This is a genomic window from Marinobacterium arenosum (assembly GCF_019795155.1).
GTDB lineage: Bacteria > Pseudomonadota > Gammaproteobacteria > Pseudomonadales > Balneatricaceae > Marinobacterium_C > Marinobacterium_C arenosum.
Map to the genome: position 1 here is coordinate 1 of NZ_JAILYN010000074.1, position 15424 is coordinate 15424.

17 protein-coding genes and 1 pseudogene are annotated in these 15424 nt (G+C 62.6%); 7 read left to right on the forward strand and 11 right to left on the reverse strand.

All coding sequences use genetic code 11. The features are described 5' to 3' along the window. Positions 1 to 373: 373 nt before the first annotated feature. Genes secB through K6T12_RS20130 form a run of 3 tightly spaced genes read right to left on the reverse strand, consistent with a single transcriptional unit; the run spans position 374 to position 1583 of the window. Positions 374 to 841, reverse strand: a complete 468-nt coding sequence (secB, locus tag K6T12_RS20120; protein WP_222224761.1) for a protein-export chaperone SecB — start codon at positions 839 to 841, stop codon at positions 374 to 376. Positions 842 to 881: 40 nt separating this feature from the next. After that, positions 882 to 1136, reverse strand: coding sequence for a glutaredoxin 3 (gene grxC / locus K6T12_RS20125; protein ID WP_222224762.1), 255 nt, complete (start codon positions 1134 to 1136; stop codon positions 882 to 884). Positions 1137 to 1169: 33 nt separating this feature from the next. Continuing rightward, entirely contained in the window at positions 1170 to 1583 is a 414-nt protein-coding gene (locus tag K6T12_RS20130) for a rhodanese-like domain-containing protein (RefSeq protein WP_222224763.1), read from the reverse strand. A 202-nt stretch (positions 1584 to 1785) separates the two neighbouring features. On the opposite strand from K6T12_RS20130, the gene gpmI reads away from it, so the two are divergent. The 4 genes from gpmI to K6T12_RS20150 are packed head-to-tail and all read left to right on the forward strand — an operon-like array spanning position 1786 to position 6678. After that, positions 1786 to 3336 carry a 2,3-bisphosphoglycerate-independent phosphoglycerate mutase gene (gene gpmI, locus K6T12_RS20135; RefSeq protein ID WP_222224764.1) on the forward strand — a complete coding sequence of 517 codons (1551 nt, stop codon included), beginning with the start codon at positions 1786 to 1788 and terminating at the stop codon, positions 3334 to 3336. A gap of 33 nt (positions 3337 to 3369) precedes the next feature. Continuing rightward, entirely contained in the window at positions 3370 to 4548 is a 1179-nt protein-coding gene (locus K6T12_RS20140) for a murein hydrolase activator EnvC family protein (RefSeq protein WP_222224765.1), read from the forward strand. 21 nt (positions 4549 to 4569) lie between these two features. Beyond that, positions 4570 to 5871, forward strand: coding sequence for a S41 family peptidase (locus K6T12_RS20145; protein WP_222224766.1), 1302 nt, complete (start codon positions 4570 to 4572; stop codon positions 5869 to 5871). Between the two features lie 3 nt (positions 5872 to 5874). Beyond that, positions 5875 to 6678, forward strand: a complete 804-nt coding sequence (locus tag K6T12_RS20150; protein ID WP_222224767.1) for a divergent polysaccharide deacetylase family protein — start codon at positions 5875 to 5877, stop codon at positions 6676 to 6678. Positions 6679 to 6745: 67 nt separating this feature from the next. Here K6T12_RS20150 and K6T12_RS20155 read toward each other — a convergent pair whose 3' ends face one another. From K6T12_RS20155 to coaBC, 6 genes are all read right to left on the reverse strand, one after another. Continuing rightward, positions 6746 to 7534, reverse strand: coding sequence for a sulfite exporter TauE/SafE family protein (locus K6T12_RS20155; protein ID WP_222224768.1), 789 nt, complete (start codon positions 7532 to 7534; stop codon positions 6746 to 6748). 160 nt (positions 7535 to 7694) lie between these two features. Beyond that, the gene (gene slmA / locus K6T12_RS20160) at positions 7695 to 8318 is read right to left on the reverse strand and encodes a nucleoid occlusion factor SlmA (protein WP_222224769.1); all 624 of its coding nucleotides are present in this window, start codon (positions 8316 to 8318) and stop codon (positions 7695 to 7697) included. A gap of 2 nt (positions 8319 to 8320) precedes the next feature. After that, positions 8321 to 9238, reverse strand: coding sequence for an acetylglutamate kinase (gene argB / locus K6T12_RS20165; RefSeq protein ID WP_222224770.1), 918 nt, complete (start codon positions 9236 to 9238; stop codon positions 8321 to 8323). An 81-nt stretch (positions 9239 to 9319) separates the two neighbouring features. Continuing rightward, positions 9320 to 10708 carry a phosphomannomutase/phosphoglucomutase gene (locus tag K6T12_RS20170; RefSeq protein WP_222224771.1) on the reverse strand — a complete coding sequence of 463 codons (1389 nt, stop codon included), beginning with the start codon at positions 10706 to 10708 and terminating at the stop codon, positions 9320 to 9322. A 77-nt stretch (positions 10709 to 10785) separates the two neighbouring features. Then, complete coding sequence (gene dut / locus K6T12_RS20175; protein ID WP_222224772.1) at positions 10786 to 11241, reverse strand: dUTP diphosphatase; 456 nt, start codon at positions 11239 to 11241, stop codon at positions 10786 to 10788. Positions 11242 to 11266: 25 nt separating this feature from the next. Next, positions 11267 to 12478 carry a bifunctional phosphopantothenoylcysteine decarboxylase/phosphopantothenate--cysteine ligase CoaBC gene (gene coaBC / locus K6T12_RS20180; protein ID WP_222224773.1) on the reverse strand — a complete coding sequence of 404 codons (1212 nt, stop codon included), beginning with the start codon at positions 12476 to 12478 and terminating at the stop codon, positions 11267 to 11269. Positions 12479 to 12658: 180 nt separating this feature from the next. Between coaBC and radC the strand changes: the two genes are divergently transcribed. The 3 genes from radC (at position 12659) to rpmG (ending at position 13977) form a co-directional block, all read left to right on the forward strand. Continuing rightward, the gene (gene radC / locus K6T12_RS20185) at positions 12659 to 13333 is read left to right on the forward strand and encodes a RadC family protein (RefSeq protein ID WP_222224774.1); all 675 of its coding nucleotides are present in this window, start codon (positions 12659 to 12661) and stop codon (positions 13331 to 13333) included. Between the two features lie 228 nt (positions 13334 to 13561). Beyond that, on the forward strand, positions 13562 to 13798 hold the full coding sequence (gene rpmB, locus K6T12_RS20190) for a 50S ribosomal protein L28 (RefSeq protein WP_222224775.1): 237 nt from the start codon (positions 13562 to 13564) through the stop codon (positions 13796 to 13798). Positions 13799 to 13809: 11 nt separating this feature from the next. Further along, positions 13810 to 13977: a 50S ribosomal protein L33 gene (rpmG, locus tag K6T12_RS20195; protein ID WP_222224776.1), complete on the forward strand. Its 168-nt coding sequence runs from the start codon at positions 13810 to 13812 to the stop codon at positions 13975 to 13977. 87 nt (positions 13978 to 14064) lie between these two features. On the opposite strand, the gene K6T12_RS20200 is transcribed toward rpmG, so the two are convergent. Beyond that, entirely contained in the window at positions 14065 to 14715 is a 651-nt protein-coding gene (locus K6T12_RS20200; RefSeq protein ID WP_255611947.1) for a phosphoribosyltransferase, read from the reverse strand. 449 nt (positions 14716 to 15164) lie between these two features. Continuing rightward, positions 15165 to 15424, reverse strand: a pseudogene (locus K6T12_RS20205) (IS4 family transposase); the annotation flags it as partial.

Here is a 15424-nt window from a genome sequence, read left to right on the forward strand (position 1 = left end):
CCTGACCAACCGAGGTTGCGCGAGTATGTTCTTCTGATGGCATAACAGGTCGGACCGACGCCCCGAATCCCTGCCAAGCCGCTAGGCCCGATTGAGGCCGCGTAGGAGATAAGCATCGGGGGGTGCAGATACCATCAAGGCTGGGCACAAACGCCCGTTGCAAAGCCGGATATAAGGAAGCAGTCCTTCGCCTGTTGTACAAAGGAAACGTGCTTGCCAACACGGGTGGGTCCATATAAGGGGCTTCAGCCGCGACCATCATCCGCCTATCGACCGAGCGCTACTCACTGCCTATTGCGAGAAATATAAAGACACAAAAAAACCGCCCGGTCTTGCGACGGGGCGGTTTTTTTATACGCGGCGAAAAGCGAACTTAGTGGGTCTCTTCCGCCTGCTGCGCGGCCTGCTGCTGCAGCTGCTGGGCGTACAGCGCATCGAAGTTGACCGGCGCCAGCATCAGCGGCGGGAAGCTGGCCTTGGTGACCAGGGTATCGACGCTCTCGCGGGCGTACGGGAACAGGATGTTCGGGCAGAACGCACCCAGCGTGTGGTGCAGTTCGTCTTCCTTCAGGCCGGCGATGGTAAAGATACCCGCCTGCTGCACCTCCACCAGGAAGGCGGTCTCACCGTCGTTCTTGGCGGTGACGGTCACCGTCAGCACCACTTCGAAGTTGTTGTCGTCCAGCGGCTTGGCCTGGGAGTTCATATCCATGTTCACTTCCGGCTGCCACTGTTTCAGGAACACCTGCGGCGCGTTCGGCGACTCCATGGAAGCGTCCTTGATGTAGATCCGCTGCATGGCAAACTGCGGCTGCTGTTCGTTCTGTTGTTGCTCAGACATGGGGTTTCCTTATTCTGAAATTTTCTGCAATCGGTTTAATTCAGTCGGCAAGCAGAGGATCCAGCTCGCCCGCACGCTCCAGTGCGAACAGGTCGTCACAGCCGCCCACATGATGGTCGCCGATGAAAATCTGCGGCACCGTATGGCGCTGGGCCCGCTCCATCATCTCACGACGCAGTTCGGGCTGCTGGTCGACATCCAGTTCGGTATAGCTCAGGTTCTTGCTATCGAGCAGCATCTTGGCGCGCACGCAAAACGGGCACCAGGCGCTCGAATAGATCAGGATATCTTTCATAACAGGCTCTGCTAGACTGCTGATCAGTCGGTGTTACTTGATAATCGGCAGGTTCTGCCCCTTCCATTCGGTCATCCCGCCCTGCAGCCGCAGCACGTTTTCAAAACCGTTGGCCTTCAGTTTCTTGACCGCGCTACCGGCGGTCTGGCCCAGGTTGCAGACCACGATGACCGGGCGCTTCTGGTACTTGTTCAGCTCGCTGAGACGACGTTCCAGGTCGGCAAAGGGCACATGGATCGCCCCGGTGATACGGCCGGCGTCCCACTCTTTCTTGGCACGGATATCCAGTACCACGGCCTCTTCCTTGTTGATCAGCCGGGTCGCCTCAGCCGGCGTGACCGCCTTGCCGCCCTTGCGGCTTTCGCTCCACAGCAGCACCAGCAGGGTGACGATGAAGGCGCTGACCAACAGTACGTGATTGCCAATAAATTCGATCAGTTGTTCCATGAGTATACGGGTCCGAAAGCTAAGGGGCGTTCTCAATTATTCAACCGGAGCTGCCGGAGCCCGGTCGGATGCAGCGGCCTAGTATACAACGCTGACCGGCGCTGTATAGGGAACCGGCCCCGTGGCCTGCGCAGTCGCATCCGGAACGCTTTCGCAGTAAAATTGTCGGCTATTTCAGCCGCTGTAGACTGCAGGACAGACGATGCCAGATACCCGTACTCCCCGCGCCCTGATCATTCTTGACGGTTTCGGCTGCGAAACCACCGACTCCTCCGCCATCGAAGCCGCCCGGACGCCGTTCTGGGATCGCCTGGTCGCCAATAACCCGCACGCCCGGGTGGCCACCTCGGGGATGGCGGTCGGCCTGCCTGAGGGCCAGATGGGCAACTCCGAGGTCGGTCATATGAATATCGGCGCCGGACGCATCGTCTACCAGAACTTCACCCGCATCTCGAAGTCGATCGCCGACGGCGATTTCTTCGCAAACGAAGCGCTGGTCAACGCGATGGACAAGGCGATCAGTCAGGGTCGCGCGGTTCACCTGATGGGCCTGCTGTCGCCGGGCGGCGTGCACAGCCACGAAGACCACATCATCGCGCTGCTGGAGATGGCCGCCAAGCGCGGCGCCAAGCAACTTTACCTGCACGCCATCCTGGACGGTCGCGACATGCCGCCGAAATCGGCCCAGCCGTCGATCGAGAAGATCGAAGCCAAGCTGGCCGAACTGGGTGTCGGCCAGATCGCCACGGTGGCCGGCCGCTACTTCAGCATGGACCGCGACAACCGTTGGGACCGGGTGCAGCGGGCCTACGACGCCATGACCCTGGGCCAGGCCGAGGCGAGCGCCGGCTCCGCGCTGGAAGCGCTGCAGAACGCGTACGCGGCCGACAAAACCGATGAGTTCGTACCAGCCACGGTGATCCTGCACGACGGCCAGCCGGTCGGCAAAGTACAGGACGGCGACAGCCTGATCTGCGCCAACTTCCGGCCGGACCGGGCCCGCGAGATCACCCGCGCCTTCGTCGACGGCGACCAGTTCAACGGCTTCGAGCGCCGCGCCCGGCCGCAATTGGCCGACTACCTGATGATGACCGAGTACGCCGCCGATATCGACGCCAGCTGCGCCTTCCCGCCACAGGCGATCAGCAACGACCTGGGCGAATTCCTGGCCAATCAGGGCAAGACCCAGCTGCGTATCGCCGAGACCGAGAAGTACCCGCACGTCACCTTCTTCTTCAACGGCGGCCAGGAGGCTCTGTACCCGGGCGAGGAACGGATCCTGGTGCCGTCACCGGACGTGGCGACCTACGACCTGCAACCGGAGATGAGCGCGCCGGAGGTGACCGAGAAACTGGTCGAGGCGATCCGCAGCCGCAAGTTCGACCTGATCGTCTGCAATTTCGCCAACGGCGACATGGTCGGCCACACCGGCAACTTCGATGCTGCGGTCAAGGCGGTCGAGGTGCTGGACCACTGCCTCGAGCAGGTGCTCGGTGCAATGGCCGAGGTCGGCGGCGAAACCCTGATCAGCGCCGACCACGGCAATGTCGAGATGATGGTCAACCCGACCAGCGGCCAGCCGCACACCGCCCACACCACCTGGCCGGTGCCGCTGGTGTATGCCGGCCCGCGCGCCGACCGGGTCGAGCTGAGCGACGGCGCCCTGTGCGACCTGGCACCGACGCTGCTGAAGCTGATGGATCTCGAGCAGCCGGCCGAGATGACCGGCAAACCGCTGGTCAACTTTAAGTAAGGACACGCCGGGCCGCTTTCGCGGCCCGCTCTGATGATGCCAGCCCTGACCCTGTCGTGGCGCCGTTCGCCGCTCCCCGCCTGCCTGCTGGCACTGCTGTGCCTGCTCCTGCTGCTGCCCGGCGCCTCTGCGCAGGCCGCCCAGCCGAAAGCCTCCGAAGCCCAGCTGAAAAAACTGAAGCAGCAGATCAGCAGCGTGCAGCAGCGGATCCGCCGCAACCAGGGGCAGGCCCGTGAGCTGACCGCCGCGCTGCGCGACAGCGAGCAGGCGATCGGCCGGATCAGCCAGCAGATCAGCCAGCTGGACAGCCAGCTGTCGGAACTGACCAGCAACGCCAAAGGGCTGGAGCAAAAGCGCGACCAGCTGAAGGCCGACCTGGCCAGCCGGGCGGAACGGATCCGCGCCCAGATCCGCCAGCAGCACATGCTGGGCCGCCAGCCGCGGCTGGAGTTGCTGCTGAACCTGGGCGACCCGGAACAGCTGGCCCGCCATATGCGCTATTACGACAGCGTCAACAAGGCCCTGGCGCAACAGATGCAGCAATTCCGCGACCAGCTGGCCAGCCTGAACCAGACCGAAACGGCACTGGACGAAACCGGCCAGGCGATGGTCGACAAGCGCCGGGCGCTGGGACTGGAGGCCAACAAGCTGGGGCGGGCCCAGGCCGACCGCAAAAAAACGCTGGCCACGCTGAATACGCAGATCCGCAGCGACCAGAAACGGCTGACGCAGCTGAAGGCCGACCAGAAACAGATGGAACAGCTGCTGGCGGAATTGCAGCGCAGCCTCGAACTGGCTTCGCTGAACAGCAATGACAAGGCCTTTACCGAGCTGCGTGGCAAGCTACCCTGGCCATTGAAGGGCCGGCTGAAACGAGGATTCGGCTCTGAATCCCACGGTATCACCTATGATGGTATCTGGATCGAGGGGAAAAACGGCAGCGCCGTCAAAGCGGTGCACAGCGGCCGGGTGGTATTCTCCGATTGGCTGCGCGGTTACGGCATGGTGTTGATCATTGACCACGGTAGTGGCTATATGTCGCTATATGGCTACAACCAGAGTCTGCTACGCTCACCCGGAGACTGGGTGTCCGCCGGCGAAACCATCGCCACCGTCGGTCAGAGTGGCGGCCATGCGACGCCCGGACTCTACTTTGCGATCCGCCACAAGGGTAAGGCGACCAATCCGCATCGCTGGTTGGCCAAACGGTAGTCTGAGATTAAGGACACAGCTATGAAAATCGATCTGCCCCGTGCAGGTTTTATCGGCACCGCGCTGCTCAGCGTCTGCCTGCTGGGCGCACCGCTGCAGGCGGCCGCCCAGGCAGAGATCCAACAGCAAACCGAGCAGAGCCAGCAACTGCCGCTGGAGGATCTGCGGCTGTTCGCCGAAGTGTTCGGCCGGATCAAGAACGCCTATGTCGAGCCGGTGGACGACGCCAAGCTGCTGCAGGACGCCATCCGCGGCATGATCCACGGCCTGGACCCCCACTCCGCTTATCTGGAGCCGAAGGAGTTTGAAAGCCTGCAGGTACATACCAGCGGCGAGTTCGGCGGCCTCGGTATCGAGGTCGGCATGAAGGACGGCTTCATCCGGGTGATCAGCCCGATCGACGACACCCCGGCCCAGCGGGCCGGCGTCAAGACCGGCGACCTGATCACCAAGCTGGATGACACCAGCGTGCAGGGGCTGAGCCTCAACGAGGCGGTCAATATCATGCGCGGCAAACCCGGCTCGCCGATCGTGCTGACCATCGTCCGCGAAGGGGTTGAGAAGCCGCTGCAGATCACCGTGGTACGTGACGTTATCCGGGTGGCCAGTGTCAAAAGCCGGCTGCTGGACGACAACTACGGCTACCTGCGCATCACCCAGTTCCAGGTCAACACCGGCCAGGAGCTGGTCCGCCAGATCGAACAGCTGCGCGAACGCACCGAGCTGCAAGGGTTGGTGCTGGACCTGCGCAACAATCCCGGCGGCGTACTGCACGCGGCGGTGGATGTCAGCAACGCCTTTCTGGATGAGGGTCTGATCGTCTACACCCAGGGGCGGCTGCCGAACAGTGAACAACGCTTCAGCGCCACGTCGGAAACGGTCGAGTCGAAGTTGCCGCTGGTGGTACTGATCAACGGCGGCTCCGCGTCGGCCTCCGAGATCGTTGCCGGCGCGCTGCAGGATCACCACCGCGCGGTGATCATGGGCGAAGACAGTTTCGGCAAGGGCTCGGTGCAAACCGTGCTGCCGCTGGACGAGGAGCGGGCGCTGAAACTGACCACCGCCCGCTACTACACCCCCAGCGGTCGCTCGATTCAGGCCCAGGGGATCAAGCCGGACATCCCGGTGGCCGATGCCGAGCTGAAGCTGCGCGAGCATGAGAACGGCATCAAGGAGCGCGACCTCAGCGGCCACCTCGAAAACGGCCAGGCCGAGGCCGAACAACAACAATCCACCCAGGGACTGGCGAAGAGCGACTACCAGCTGTACGAGGCGCTCAACCTGCTCAAGGCCCTGGCGATCACCGCCCGTAACGGCAACTGATCGATGCGTCGGCTGTGGCTGAGCCTGCTGTTGATACTGTCCAGCGCAGTATGGGCTGCCGGCGAGGACAGGGCCGAAACACGCCAGCCGGCGCTGGTACTGATCATCGACGATATGGGTGACAATCTTGCGGCCGGCCGGGCGGCGCTGAAACTGCCCGGGCCGGTCTCCTACGCCTTCCTACCGCACAGCCCGTATGGCCGCGAGCTGGCCCATGAGGCATTGTTCCGCGACAAGGAGGTGATGCTGCATGCACCGATGGCCAACGAACGCCGGCTGCGACTCGGCCCCGGCGCGTTGACGCCGGAGCTGCCGGCCGCCGAGTTCGACCAGGTTCTCAACCGGGCATTGGACTCGATCCCCGGCGTGGTCGGCCTCAATAACCATATGGGCAGCCTGCTGACCCAGCAGTACGCACCGATGAAGCGGGTGATGAAGATCGCTGCCGCACGGGGACTGTTCTTCCTGGACAGCGTGACCTCGCCGAACACCGTCGCCTGGCGTGCCGCCCGCGACCAGGGCATCCCCTACCTGACCCGCGACGTGTTCCTGGACCACAACGCCGATACCGGCTTTATCGACCGCCAGTTTCTACTGGCATTGGAAGTGGCCCGCAAACGGGGCCACGTGGTGGTGATCGGCCACCCCTACGACAGCACCATCAGCTACCTGATGGCGGCGCTGCCGACCCTGTACGAACAGGGTATCCAGCAGGTCAGCGCCTCGGCGTTCCTGCTGCAACAACAGGCAAAAGGCGAAAGACCCGGCCCGCCCCAATCGGTAGCCGGCCCGCTGTATTTGAATTAGTCACAACTTGTTCGCAGGTTCCTTAGCAGCGCGCTTCTTACACCGAGCATGCTTGCGGCTTGAAGCTTTAACTTGTAGCTCCGCTAAACATCGCCAGACCATCGCCGATCAGCTTGATGCCCACCATCACCGTCAGGGTCTCGAACGCCCGCTTGACCAGCCGGTTACCCCGCGCCAGCGACAGGTGGGCACCGGCATAGGCGCCGACCACCGCGCCCAGCAGCAATGCCGGCAGCCACTCCCAACGGGGCGCAGTCTGCAGGGCGACCGCCAGCGCACCGGTGGAGTTCCAGAACAGGCCGACCAGGATCAACACATAGGTGACCGCCCGCTGGTAGTCGAAACCGAACCAGCGCACCAGCCAGAGGGTGACGAACAACCCGGTGCCGGAGGTCAGCGAGCCGTTCAGAAAGCCGATCAGGCAGATCACCAGGCCGCCGATCAGGTAACCGGACAGATCGCGGTGCCTGGGCCGGTACTCCATGCCGAGCTGTTTCTTGGTGATCGAGTAGATCCCCAGCCCGCAGGTCAGCAGGCCGAGACTGAAGATGGTCAGCGCCTCCGGCAGCGCCAGCACCACCACCGCGCCCAACACCACGCCGGGCAGGCCGCAGGCCACCACGAAGGCACAGAAGCGCAGATCCAGTTGACCTTCGCGCAGGTGGCGCAGGGTGGCACCGATGCCCAACGCCACGCTGGCGATCTTGTGGGTCGCCAAGGCGGTGCCGAAACTCAGGCCGAGAAACAGCAGTACCGGCAATTGCAGCAGGCCGGCACCACCGCCGGCCAGTGCCGACAGGCCGTTGGCCAGCAGCGACAGGATCAGCAGGGTCAGTTGTTCGAGCCAGAAATCCATTTATTTTAATATGCCGTAACAAGGCCGGATCAGTCCGCGGGAGGAAAGATCGGTGAACCGGAATGCCGATAGATTGTGGCAGGGCCTGACCGGCGGCCATCCGCTCTCTAGCGAGATTGAATGGCCCCTGAAGCAGCCCTGCGCCCACACCTGAAAGAGATCAGACCGGCTGGGCGACGCTGTCCTGGCGGAACAGACCGATGGCGACGCGCGGCCACTGGTCGGCCCACTGCTCGGTCGGCCGGCGCTTGAACTCCGAGCGGACGAACTGGCGAATGCGCCCTTCGGCCACAGCCAGCATCAGGTTGGCTGAGGCCGCCGGTGTGGCCACGGTGCGCAGCCCCTCCTTGACCTCGGCCTCACGCAGGATCTGCTTGAGCTGGGTCTCCAGCCGCTCGAAGAACTGGTTGACCCGCTGACGCAGCCGGTCGGTCTCGCCGGCCAGCGCATCGCCGGTGAGGATCCGCGCCATGCCCGGATTGCGCTCGACGAAGGCCAGCACCAGGGTCAGGATCTGTTCGCACTGCTTGACGCCCGGCGCGTCCGCCTGGGTGATCAGGGTTACGCGGGAGAACACCGTCTCCTCGATAAAGCCGATCAGCCCTTCGAACATCCGCGCCTTGCTCGGAAAATGACGGTACAGCGCCGCCTCCGAAACGCCGACCTCGCGCGCCAGCGCGGCGGTGGTGATACGCTGACCCGGATTGCCTTCCAGCATCTGCGCCAGCGCCTGCAGGATCTGCTCGCGGCGGGACAGCTTCGGATTGTCCTGTTTTTCGCTCATGGTCACTCCGCTGACGCCAGCTCCGAAACATTGGTGATCAACGTACCGACCCCCTCGTTGGTGAAGATCTCCAGCAGGCAGGAGTGCGGTACCCGGCCGTCAATGATGTGCGAACTGGTCACGCCCGCCTTCACCGCGCCGAGCGCGCAGTCGATCTTCGGCAGCATGCCACCGTAGATGGTACCGTCTTCGATCAGTGCATCGACCTGTTCGGTGGACAGCCCGGTCAGCACGTTACCGTCCTTGTCCAGCAGGCCGGCGATATTGGTCAGCAGGATCAGCTTCTCCGCCTTCAGTACCTCGGCCACTTTGCCGGCCACCAGGTCGGCGTTGATGTTGTAGGAGGCGCCATCCTGGCCGACACCGATCGGCGCGATCACCGGGATGATGTCGGAATGCACCAGCATATCCAACACCTTGGTGTTGATATGCTCGACCTCGCCGACATGGCCGATATCGATGATCTCCGGTACCGACATCTCCGGGGTCTTGTGCTTGACGCGCAGCTTGCGGGCGCGGATCAGCTGACCGTCCTTGCCGGTCAGACCGATCGCCTGGCCGCCATTGGCGTTGATCAGACCGACGATCTGCTTGTTGACCATGCCGCCCAGCACCATCTCCACCACGTCCATGGTCTTTGAATCGGTGACCCGCATACCGTTGATGAAGTGGGATTCGATATTCAGCTTATCGAGCAGGTCACCGATCTGCGGCCCACCGCCATGTACCACGATCGGGTTGATACCGATCAGCTTCATCATCACGATGTCGCGGGCAAAGCTGTTCTGCAGCTTCTCGTCGGTCATCGCGTTGCCGCCGTACTTGATTACGACGGTCTTACCGACGAACTGCTGGATATAGGGCATCGCTTCGCTGAGCACCTCGGCGGTGGTCATCGCTTGCTGTCGATTCAGTGGCATCTGTGGGGTCCTTTCTATCTTTCGGCCGATCTCTCGGCAAGAGCCCCGCCTCTGCGGGGCGGCTCTAATATCGGAATGTTATCAGGCGTCTGGAATAGTCAGCGCCGGGTCCACCGCGTGCAGTCGCTGTTGGAAGTCGGTGCGGATACGGTTCAACGCGGACTCGCTCTCCGCCTCGAAGCGCAACACCAGCATCGGCGTGGTGTTGGAGGCGCGCACCAATCCCCAGCCATCCGGGTAGTCGACCCGCACACCGTCGATGCAGTTCTTGTCGCCGCCGTCGAACGCCTGCTGCTGCAGCGCGGCGACGATCTCGAACTTACTCTCTTCGCAGACCTCGATATTCAGCTCCGGGGTGCTGATGTCCTCCGGGTAGCCGGCAAATACCGCATCGGCACTTTGCTCACGGCCAGCCAGGATCTCCAGCAAGCGGGCCGCCGAATAGAGGCCGTCGTCGAAACCGAACCAGCGCTCCTTGAAGAAGATATGGCCGCTCATCTCGCCGGCCAGCAGCGCGCCACTCTGCTTCATCTTGCCCTTGATCAGCGAATGGCCGGTCTTCCACATGGTCGGTTTGCCACCGGCATTGCGGATCGTCTCGGCCAGCAGCCGCGAGCATTTCACGTCGTAGATGATCTCGGCGCCCGGATTGCGGCTGATGATGTCTTCGGCAAACAGCATGGTGAAGCGGTCCGGGTAGATGATCTTGCCGTGTTCGGTGATCACCCCGACCCGGTCGCCGTCGCCGTCGAACGCCAGGCCAAGATCGGCGCCGGTCTCCTTCACCTTGGCGATCGCATCGACCAGGTTAGCCGGCTTACCCGGGTCCGGGTGGTGGTTCGGGAAGGTGCCGTCCACCTCGCAGTACAGCGGAATCACCTCGCAGCCAAGCCGTTCCAGCAGTTCGGGGGCGACCACGCCGGGAATGCCGTTGCCGCAATCGACCACCACCTTCAGCGGCCGGGCCAGCTTGATGTCGTTGCAGACGTAGTCCAGGTACGCCGCCTGGCTGTCCTGCTGTTGGTAACTACCGGCGCCTTCGCTGTAGTCCAGCTCCAGCATCCGTCGCTTCAGCGCCTGGATCTGATCGCCGGACAGGGTATCGCCGCCGATCATCATCTTGAAGCCGTTGTAGTTGGCCGGGTTGTGGCTGCCGGTGATCATCACGCCGGTCTTGTCGGCGCGGTGATGGGTGGCGAAATAGAGCAGCGGGGTCGGCACGAAACCGACATCCAGCACGTCACAGCCGCCATCACGCAGACCGTTGCCAAAGCACTCTTTCAGCGCCGGGCTGGACAGCCGGCCATCGGCCGCCACCACCACCTCGCGGTAACCCTGCGCACGGCTTTCGGCGGCAAAGGCACGGCCCAGATGATAGACCGAAGCCTCGGTCAGCGACTGGTCGACGATGCCGCGGATGTCATAGGCGCGGAAGATGGTCTGATCCAGATTCTCTAGCGAATGTCGCATCTAAAATCCTTAATTAGTCTTTTTAAGCTGTGTGAGCCGTTGAGCCATTAAGCCGTGCAGGTCAATTATCTGGCAGATCAGCGGCTGCCGGTGGAGCCGAAACCGCCGTCACCGCGCGCGCTGTCGTCAAAGTCATCGACTATCTCGAACTCCGCCCGCACCACCGGCACCAGCACCAATTGGGCGATCCGCTCGCCCGGCTCGACGGTGAAACTGTCATGCCCCCGGTTCCAGCAGGAGACATACAGCTGGCCCTGGTAGTCGGAGTCGATCAGGCCGACCAGGTTGCCCAGTACGATGCCGTGCTTATGGCCCAGCCCGGAGCGCGGCAGGATCATCGCGCACAGTTTCGGGTCCTCGATATGGATCGCCAGCCCGGTCGGGATCAGTTCGGTCTGGCCCGGCGCCAGGGTCAGCGCGCTGTCCAGGCAGGCGCGCAGGTCCAGCCCGGCCGAGCCGGGGGTGGCATATTCGGGCAGCGGAAACTCGTTGCCAAGCCTCGGGTCGAGCAGTTTGACTTGCAGGTTCTTCATGATGGGCGAAGGTGTTCCGTGGCGGTTAGCGGCCGGAGCGCTGCCGGTACTGTTCGGCGATCAGCCGGATCAGCTGACCGGCCAGTTGGCGCTTGGAGGTTTGCGGCAGTTCGATCTCCGCCTGACGGCTGACCACGGTGACCGCGTTCTCGTCGCTGTTGAAGCCGATCTCGCTGCGCGAGACATCGTTGGCGACGATCATGTCGAGGTTCTTGCGATCCAGTTTGCTACGGGCATACTCGATCACATCGCGGGTCTCGGCGGCAAAGCCGACGGTGAACGGCTTGTCGGCCTGGTTTGCCACGGTGGCAACGATATCCGGGTTCTTGACCAGGTGCAGCTCCATGATCTCCTCGGCGCCTTTCTTGATCTTCTGCTCGGCCACCGCGGTGGGCCGGTAATCGGCCACCGCCGCCGAGGCGATAAAGATGTCGCAGTCGTCCAGCCCGTCCAGGCTGGCGGCCAGCATCTCCTCGGCGGTCTGCACCATCACCCGCTGCAGCCGGGCCGGTGCGGCCAGGTTGACCGGGCCGGAGATCAATTTGACCCGGGCGCCGGCATCGACCGCCGACTCGGCCAGCGCATAGCCCATCTTGCCGGAGCTGTGATTGGAGATGTAACGCACCGGGTCGAGCGGTTCGCGGGTCGGCCCGGCGGTGATGTATACGGTCTTGCCGGTCAGCAGGCCGGTGTCGAACTGCTCGGCGGTCAGCTGGGCCAGCTCGACCGGCTCCAGCATCCGGCCCGGGCCATTATCGCCGCAGGCCTGCTCGCCGACGCCGGGGCCGAACAGTTTGACGCCCCGCTCGGTCAGCTTGGCGGCGTTGAGCTGGGTCGCGCTGTCACGCCACATCGCCTGGTTCATCGCCGGCGCCAGGCAGATCGGCGCCTCGGTGGCCAGACATAGAGTGGTCAACAGGTCGTTGCCCTGGCCGTTTGCCAATCGCGCCATGAAATCGGCGCTGGCCGGGGCGATCAACACCAGGTCGGCCCACTTGGCCAGTTCGATATGGCCCATGCCGGCTTCCGCCTCGGCATCCAGCAGGTGCAGGTGGACCGGATTGCCGGACAGCGCCTGCAGCGTCAGCGGGGTGATGAACTCGGTTGCCGCCGGGGTCATCACGATCCGAACCTCGGCACCGGCCGCGCGCAGCTGGCGGGTCAGTTCGGCGCTTTTATAGGCGGCGATGCCGCCGGTGATGCCCAGCAAAATCTGGCGGTTAGTAAGTCTCTGCATACCGGAAAACCACGAACAGGCTTGAATTCTCAAAGGGACTGTAAGATACCATCTTAGGGCCTGCTAACACTATATTCGATAGACAGGTTGCCGCCTCGGCTCAGCGGCGGTTAAGCTCGTTACAGAACTATTATGCGCTTTTACCAAGCGTATTTCGCTGATGGACAGGGAGGTCTGATTATGGCGATTACTGACTGGCCGGCGGCCGAACGGCCACGGGAAAAACTGATCGAGCGCGGCCCGCAGTCGCTGTCCGATGCCGAACTGCTGGCAATCTTCCTGCGCACCGGCACCAAGGGCAAGAGCGCGGTCGACCTGGCCCGCGAGCTGCTGGGCAATTTCGGCGGCCTGCGACAACTGTTGGAGGCGGACCAGAGCGGCTTCTGCGCCGCCCACGGCCTGGGCACCGCCAAGTATGTCCAGTTGCAGGCGGTGCTGGAGATGGGCCGCCGTCACCTGCAGTCCACGCTGGAAAAAGGCGCCGCGCTGGAGAGCCCGGACGCGGTGCGACACTACCTGTCAGCCCGCCTGCGCCATCAACCGCGCGAGGTGTTCGCCTGTCTGTTCCTCGACAACAAGCACCGGGTAATCGCCTTCGACGAGCTGTTCTACGGCACCATCAATGCCGCCTCGGTCTACCCGCGCGAGGTGGTCCGTCGGGCGCTGTCCCATAACGCCGCCGCGCTGATCCTGACCCATAACCACCCCTCGGGGGTGGCCGAGCCGAGCCGGGCCGACCGGCAGATCACCGACCGGCTGGTCACGGCACTGGACACCGTCGATATCCGGGTACTGGACCATATGGTAATTGGCGACGGCGAGGTGGTTTCGTTCGCCGAGCGCGGCTGGCTTTGAGGCACCGCCCTCATCACAGGTGAAAAAACAGACAAAACACTGGCAGCAGAGGACTGAGTTGCGTACAATGTGCGGCCTTCTACCCCCGGTACGGTATTTTGTCCTCGGTTCTGGACGCTCCGCCTGAGGGAGGGTTGACCGCCTGTCAGATCGGGCCGCTTGATGTCCCCTGCCCAATAAGTATCTCGGTAGAAGTCATCGAAGAACCTTTTACACAGGAAAATAGTAATGTCTAAAGTTTGCATGGTAACCGGCAAGCGTCCGGTCACCGGGAACAACGTTTCCCACTCACAGCGTAAGACTCGTCGTCGCTTCCTGCCGAACCTGCACTGGCACCGTTTCTGGGTAGAGAGCGAGCAGAAGTTCGTTCGCCTGCGCGTCTCCTCCAAAGGCATGCGCATCATCGACAAGAAAGGCATCGATGCAGTCCTGGCTGACATCCGTGCCAACGGCACCAAAGTTTAAGGAGCAGCATCATGGCTAAAGGCGCACGCGATAAGGTCAAACTGGTTTCCTCTGCCGGTACTGGTCACTTCTACACTACCGACAAGAACAAGCGTAACACTCCGGACAAGCTGGAATTCAAAAAGTACGATCCGGTTGTTCGCAAGCACGTGACCTACAAAGAAGCGAAAATCAAGTAATCACTTGATTCACGCAGAAAACCCGGCTCCGGCCGGGTTTTTCTTTTTCAGGCCCTGCGTTTTCAACCGGCTTTCAGCCATGACCGGTCACTCCAAACGTGACGCCTGCTGCATCAGCCCGGCCATCTCCTCGTCGGAGACCTGATGGAAATCGACATAGAACTGGCCGATGGCGTAGAAGGTCTGCGGCACCTCCGGACAGACCACGTCGATCACCCGCTGGCGCAACAGATGCAATGTCGAAGCCGGCGCCACCGGCACCGCCACCACCACCGCCGAAGGACTCTCAGCACAGACCGCCTTGATCGCCACCTGCATGGTCGCCCCGGTCGCGATCCCGTCGTCGACCAGAATCACACACTTGTCCGCCAGTGACGGCCAGGGTTTGTCACCACGGTACTTACGCAGCCGTCGCTGCAATTCCGCCTGCTCCTTCTCGGCCACCCGTTCGATCACCTCGTCGCCGATCCGCTGGTAGTTCACCACGTCCTGGTTGATCACCCGGAAGCCGCCACTGGCGATCGCCCCCATCGCCAGCTCCTCGTGCCCCGGCACGCCCAGTTTACGCACGATCATCAGGTCCAGCGGCGCTTTCAATACCCGGCAAACCTCCAGCGCCACCGGCACGCCGCCACGCGGCAACGCCAATACCATCAGGTCGTCCCTACCCTGGTAATCCCCCAGCGCGGCCGCCAACGCCTGACCTGCCGATGTCCGGTCCAGATAGGGTAGTTTCATCACTCTTTCCCCCACGCCTTTACGATATTGCTCACCTGGCTGAAAAATAAGGCCGGCTTTTGCGGGGCTGACCCCGTATGCTATTTGGTATTCATCGGCCAGCAGCCCAGAACACTCCGACAGCCGACGACCGTGGCGCACTGAACTGCGCCCAGCCATGTTGGGTCGGCTTCAGCCGACCAAACGCCGGCAGGCGATTCAACCGCCCGCGCAGGCGGCTGAAGCTCAGCTTTTGCAGCATCTGCCGATCAACAGCCTCTGTGTTGAAGCTTAGGCGATGGTTACCGATGCCGAGCCGGCCAGCCGGAGCACGCAGCCAGTCTCCGGTACGGCATAGCGGGAAGAATTCAATGCTGCTGAACCTGACTGCACGCCTCGTGTAGCACCCGCACGCAGCTTAAAGAACCAAAAAAGCACAAAAAAGCGGCCATCAGGCTAATGCCAGTCAGTTAAGCCAACTGACTGGCATTTTTCTTTCTCACGGGGTAGCGGCATGGGCAACTCTTTAATGCCCGGGGATAACGCCGCTCTCGCCTTGTCGGCAACACGAAAGTGGCTGCCATCTCTGTCATCGCCTTGATAACAAATGGCACTTTACCCGGTGAGACCGCCGGCAAGATCGTCAACTCCTTGATGATCATCCCCGCCGCCTGATTGAAGCTGAGCTGGCAAGGGTGCACTCCTTTCAGGCTGTACGCCATCCGTGCCA

Bases quoted from the DNA above. Each gene is read 5' to 3' on its own strand.
- secB (WP_222224761.1), bottom strand. From the start codon at position 841: ATGTCTGAGCAACAACAGAACGAACAGCAGCCGCAGTTTGCCATGCAG.
- grxC (WP_222224762.1), bottom strand. From the start codon at position 1,136: ATGAAAGATATCCTGATCTATTCGAGCGCCTGGTGCCCGTTTTGCGTG.
- K6T12_RS20130 (WP_222224763.1), bottom strand. From the start codon at position 1,583: ATGGAACAACTGATCGAATTTATTGGCAATCACGTACTGTTGGTCAGC.
- gpmI (WP_222224764.1), top strand. From the start codon at position 1,786: ATGCCAGATACCCGTACTCCCCGCGCCCTGATCATTCTTGACGGTTTC.
- K6T12_RS20140 (WP_222224765.1), top strand. From the start codon at position 3,370: ATGATGCCAGCCCTGACCCTGTCGTGGCGCCGTTCGCCGCTCCCCGCC.
- K6T12_RS20145 (WP_222224766.1), top strand. From the start codon at position 4,570: ATGAAAATCGATCTGCCCCGTGCAGGTTTTATCGGCACCGCGCTGCTC.
- K6T12_RS20150 (WP_222224767.1), top strand. From the start codon at position 5,875: ATGCGTCGGCTGTGGCTGAGCCTGCTGTTGATACTGTCCAGCGCAGTA.
- K6T12_RS20155 (WP_222224768.1), bottom strand. From the start codon at position 7,534: ATGGATTTCTGGCTCGAACAACTGACCCTGCTGATCCTGTCGCTGCTG.
- slmA (WP_222224769.1), bottom strand. From the start codon at position 8,318: ATGAGCGAAAAACAGGACAATCCGAAGCTGTCCCGCCGCGAGCAGATC.
- argB (WP_222224770.1), bottom strand. From the start codon at position 9,238: ATGCCACTGAATCGACAGCAAGCGATGACCACCGCCGAGGTGCTCAGC.
- K6T12_RS20170 (WP_222224771.1), bottom strand. From the start codon at position 10,708: ATGCGACATTCGCTAGAGAATCTGGATCAGACCATCTTCCGCGCCTAT.
- dut (WP_222224772.1), bottom strand. From the start codon at position 11,241: ATGAAGAACCTGCAAGTCAAACTGCTCGACCCGAGGCTTGGCAACGAG.
- coaBC (WP_222224773.1), bottom strand. From the start codon at position 12,478: ATGCAGAGACTTACTAACCGCCAGATTTTGCTGGGCATCACCGGCGGC.
- radC (WP_222224774.1), top strand. From the start codon at position 12,659: ATGGCGATTACTGACTGGCCGGCGGCCGAACGGCCACGGGAAAAACTG.
- rpmB (WP_222224775.1), top strand. From the start codon at position 13,562: ATGTCTAAAGTTTGCATGGTAACCGGCAAGCGTCCGGTCACCGGGAAC.
- rpmG (WP_222224776.1), top strand. From the start codon at position 13,810: ATGGCTAAAGGCGCACGCGATAAGGTCAAACTGGTTTCCTCTGCCGGT.
- K6T12_RS20200 (WP_255611947.1), bottom strand. From the start codon at position 14,715: ATGAAACTACCCTATCTGGACCGGACATCGGCAGGTCAGGCGTTGGCG.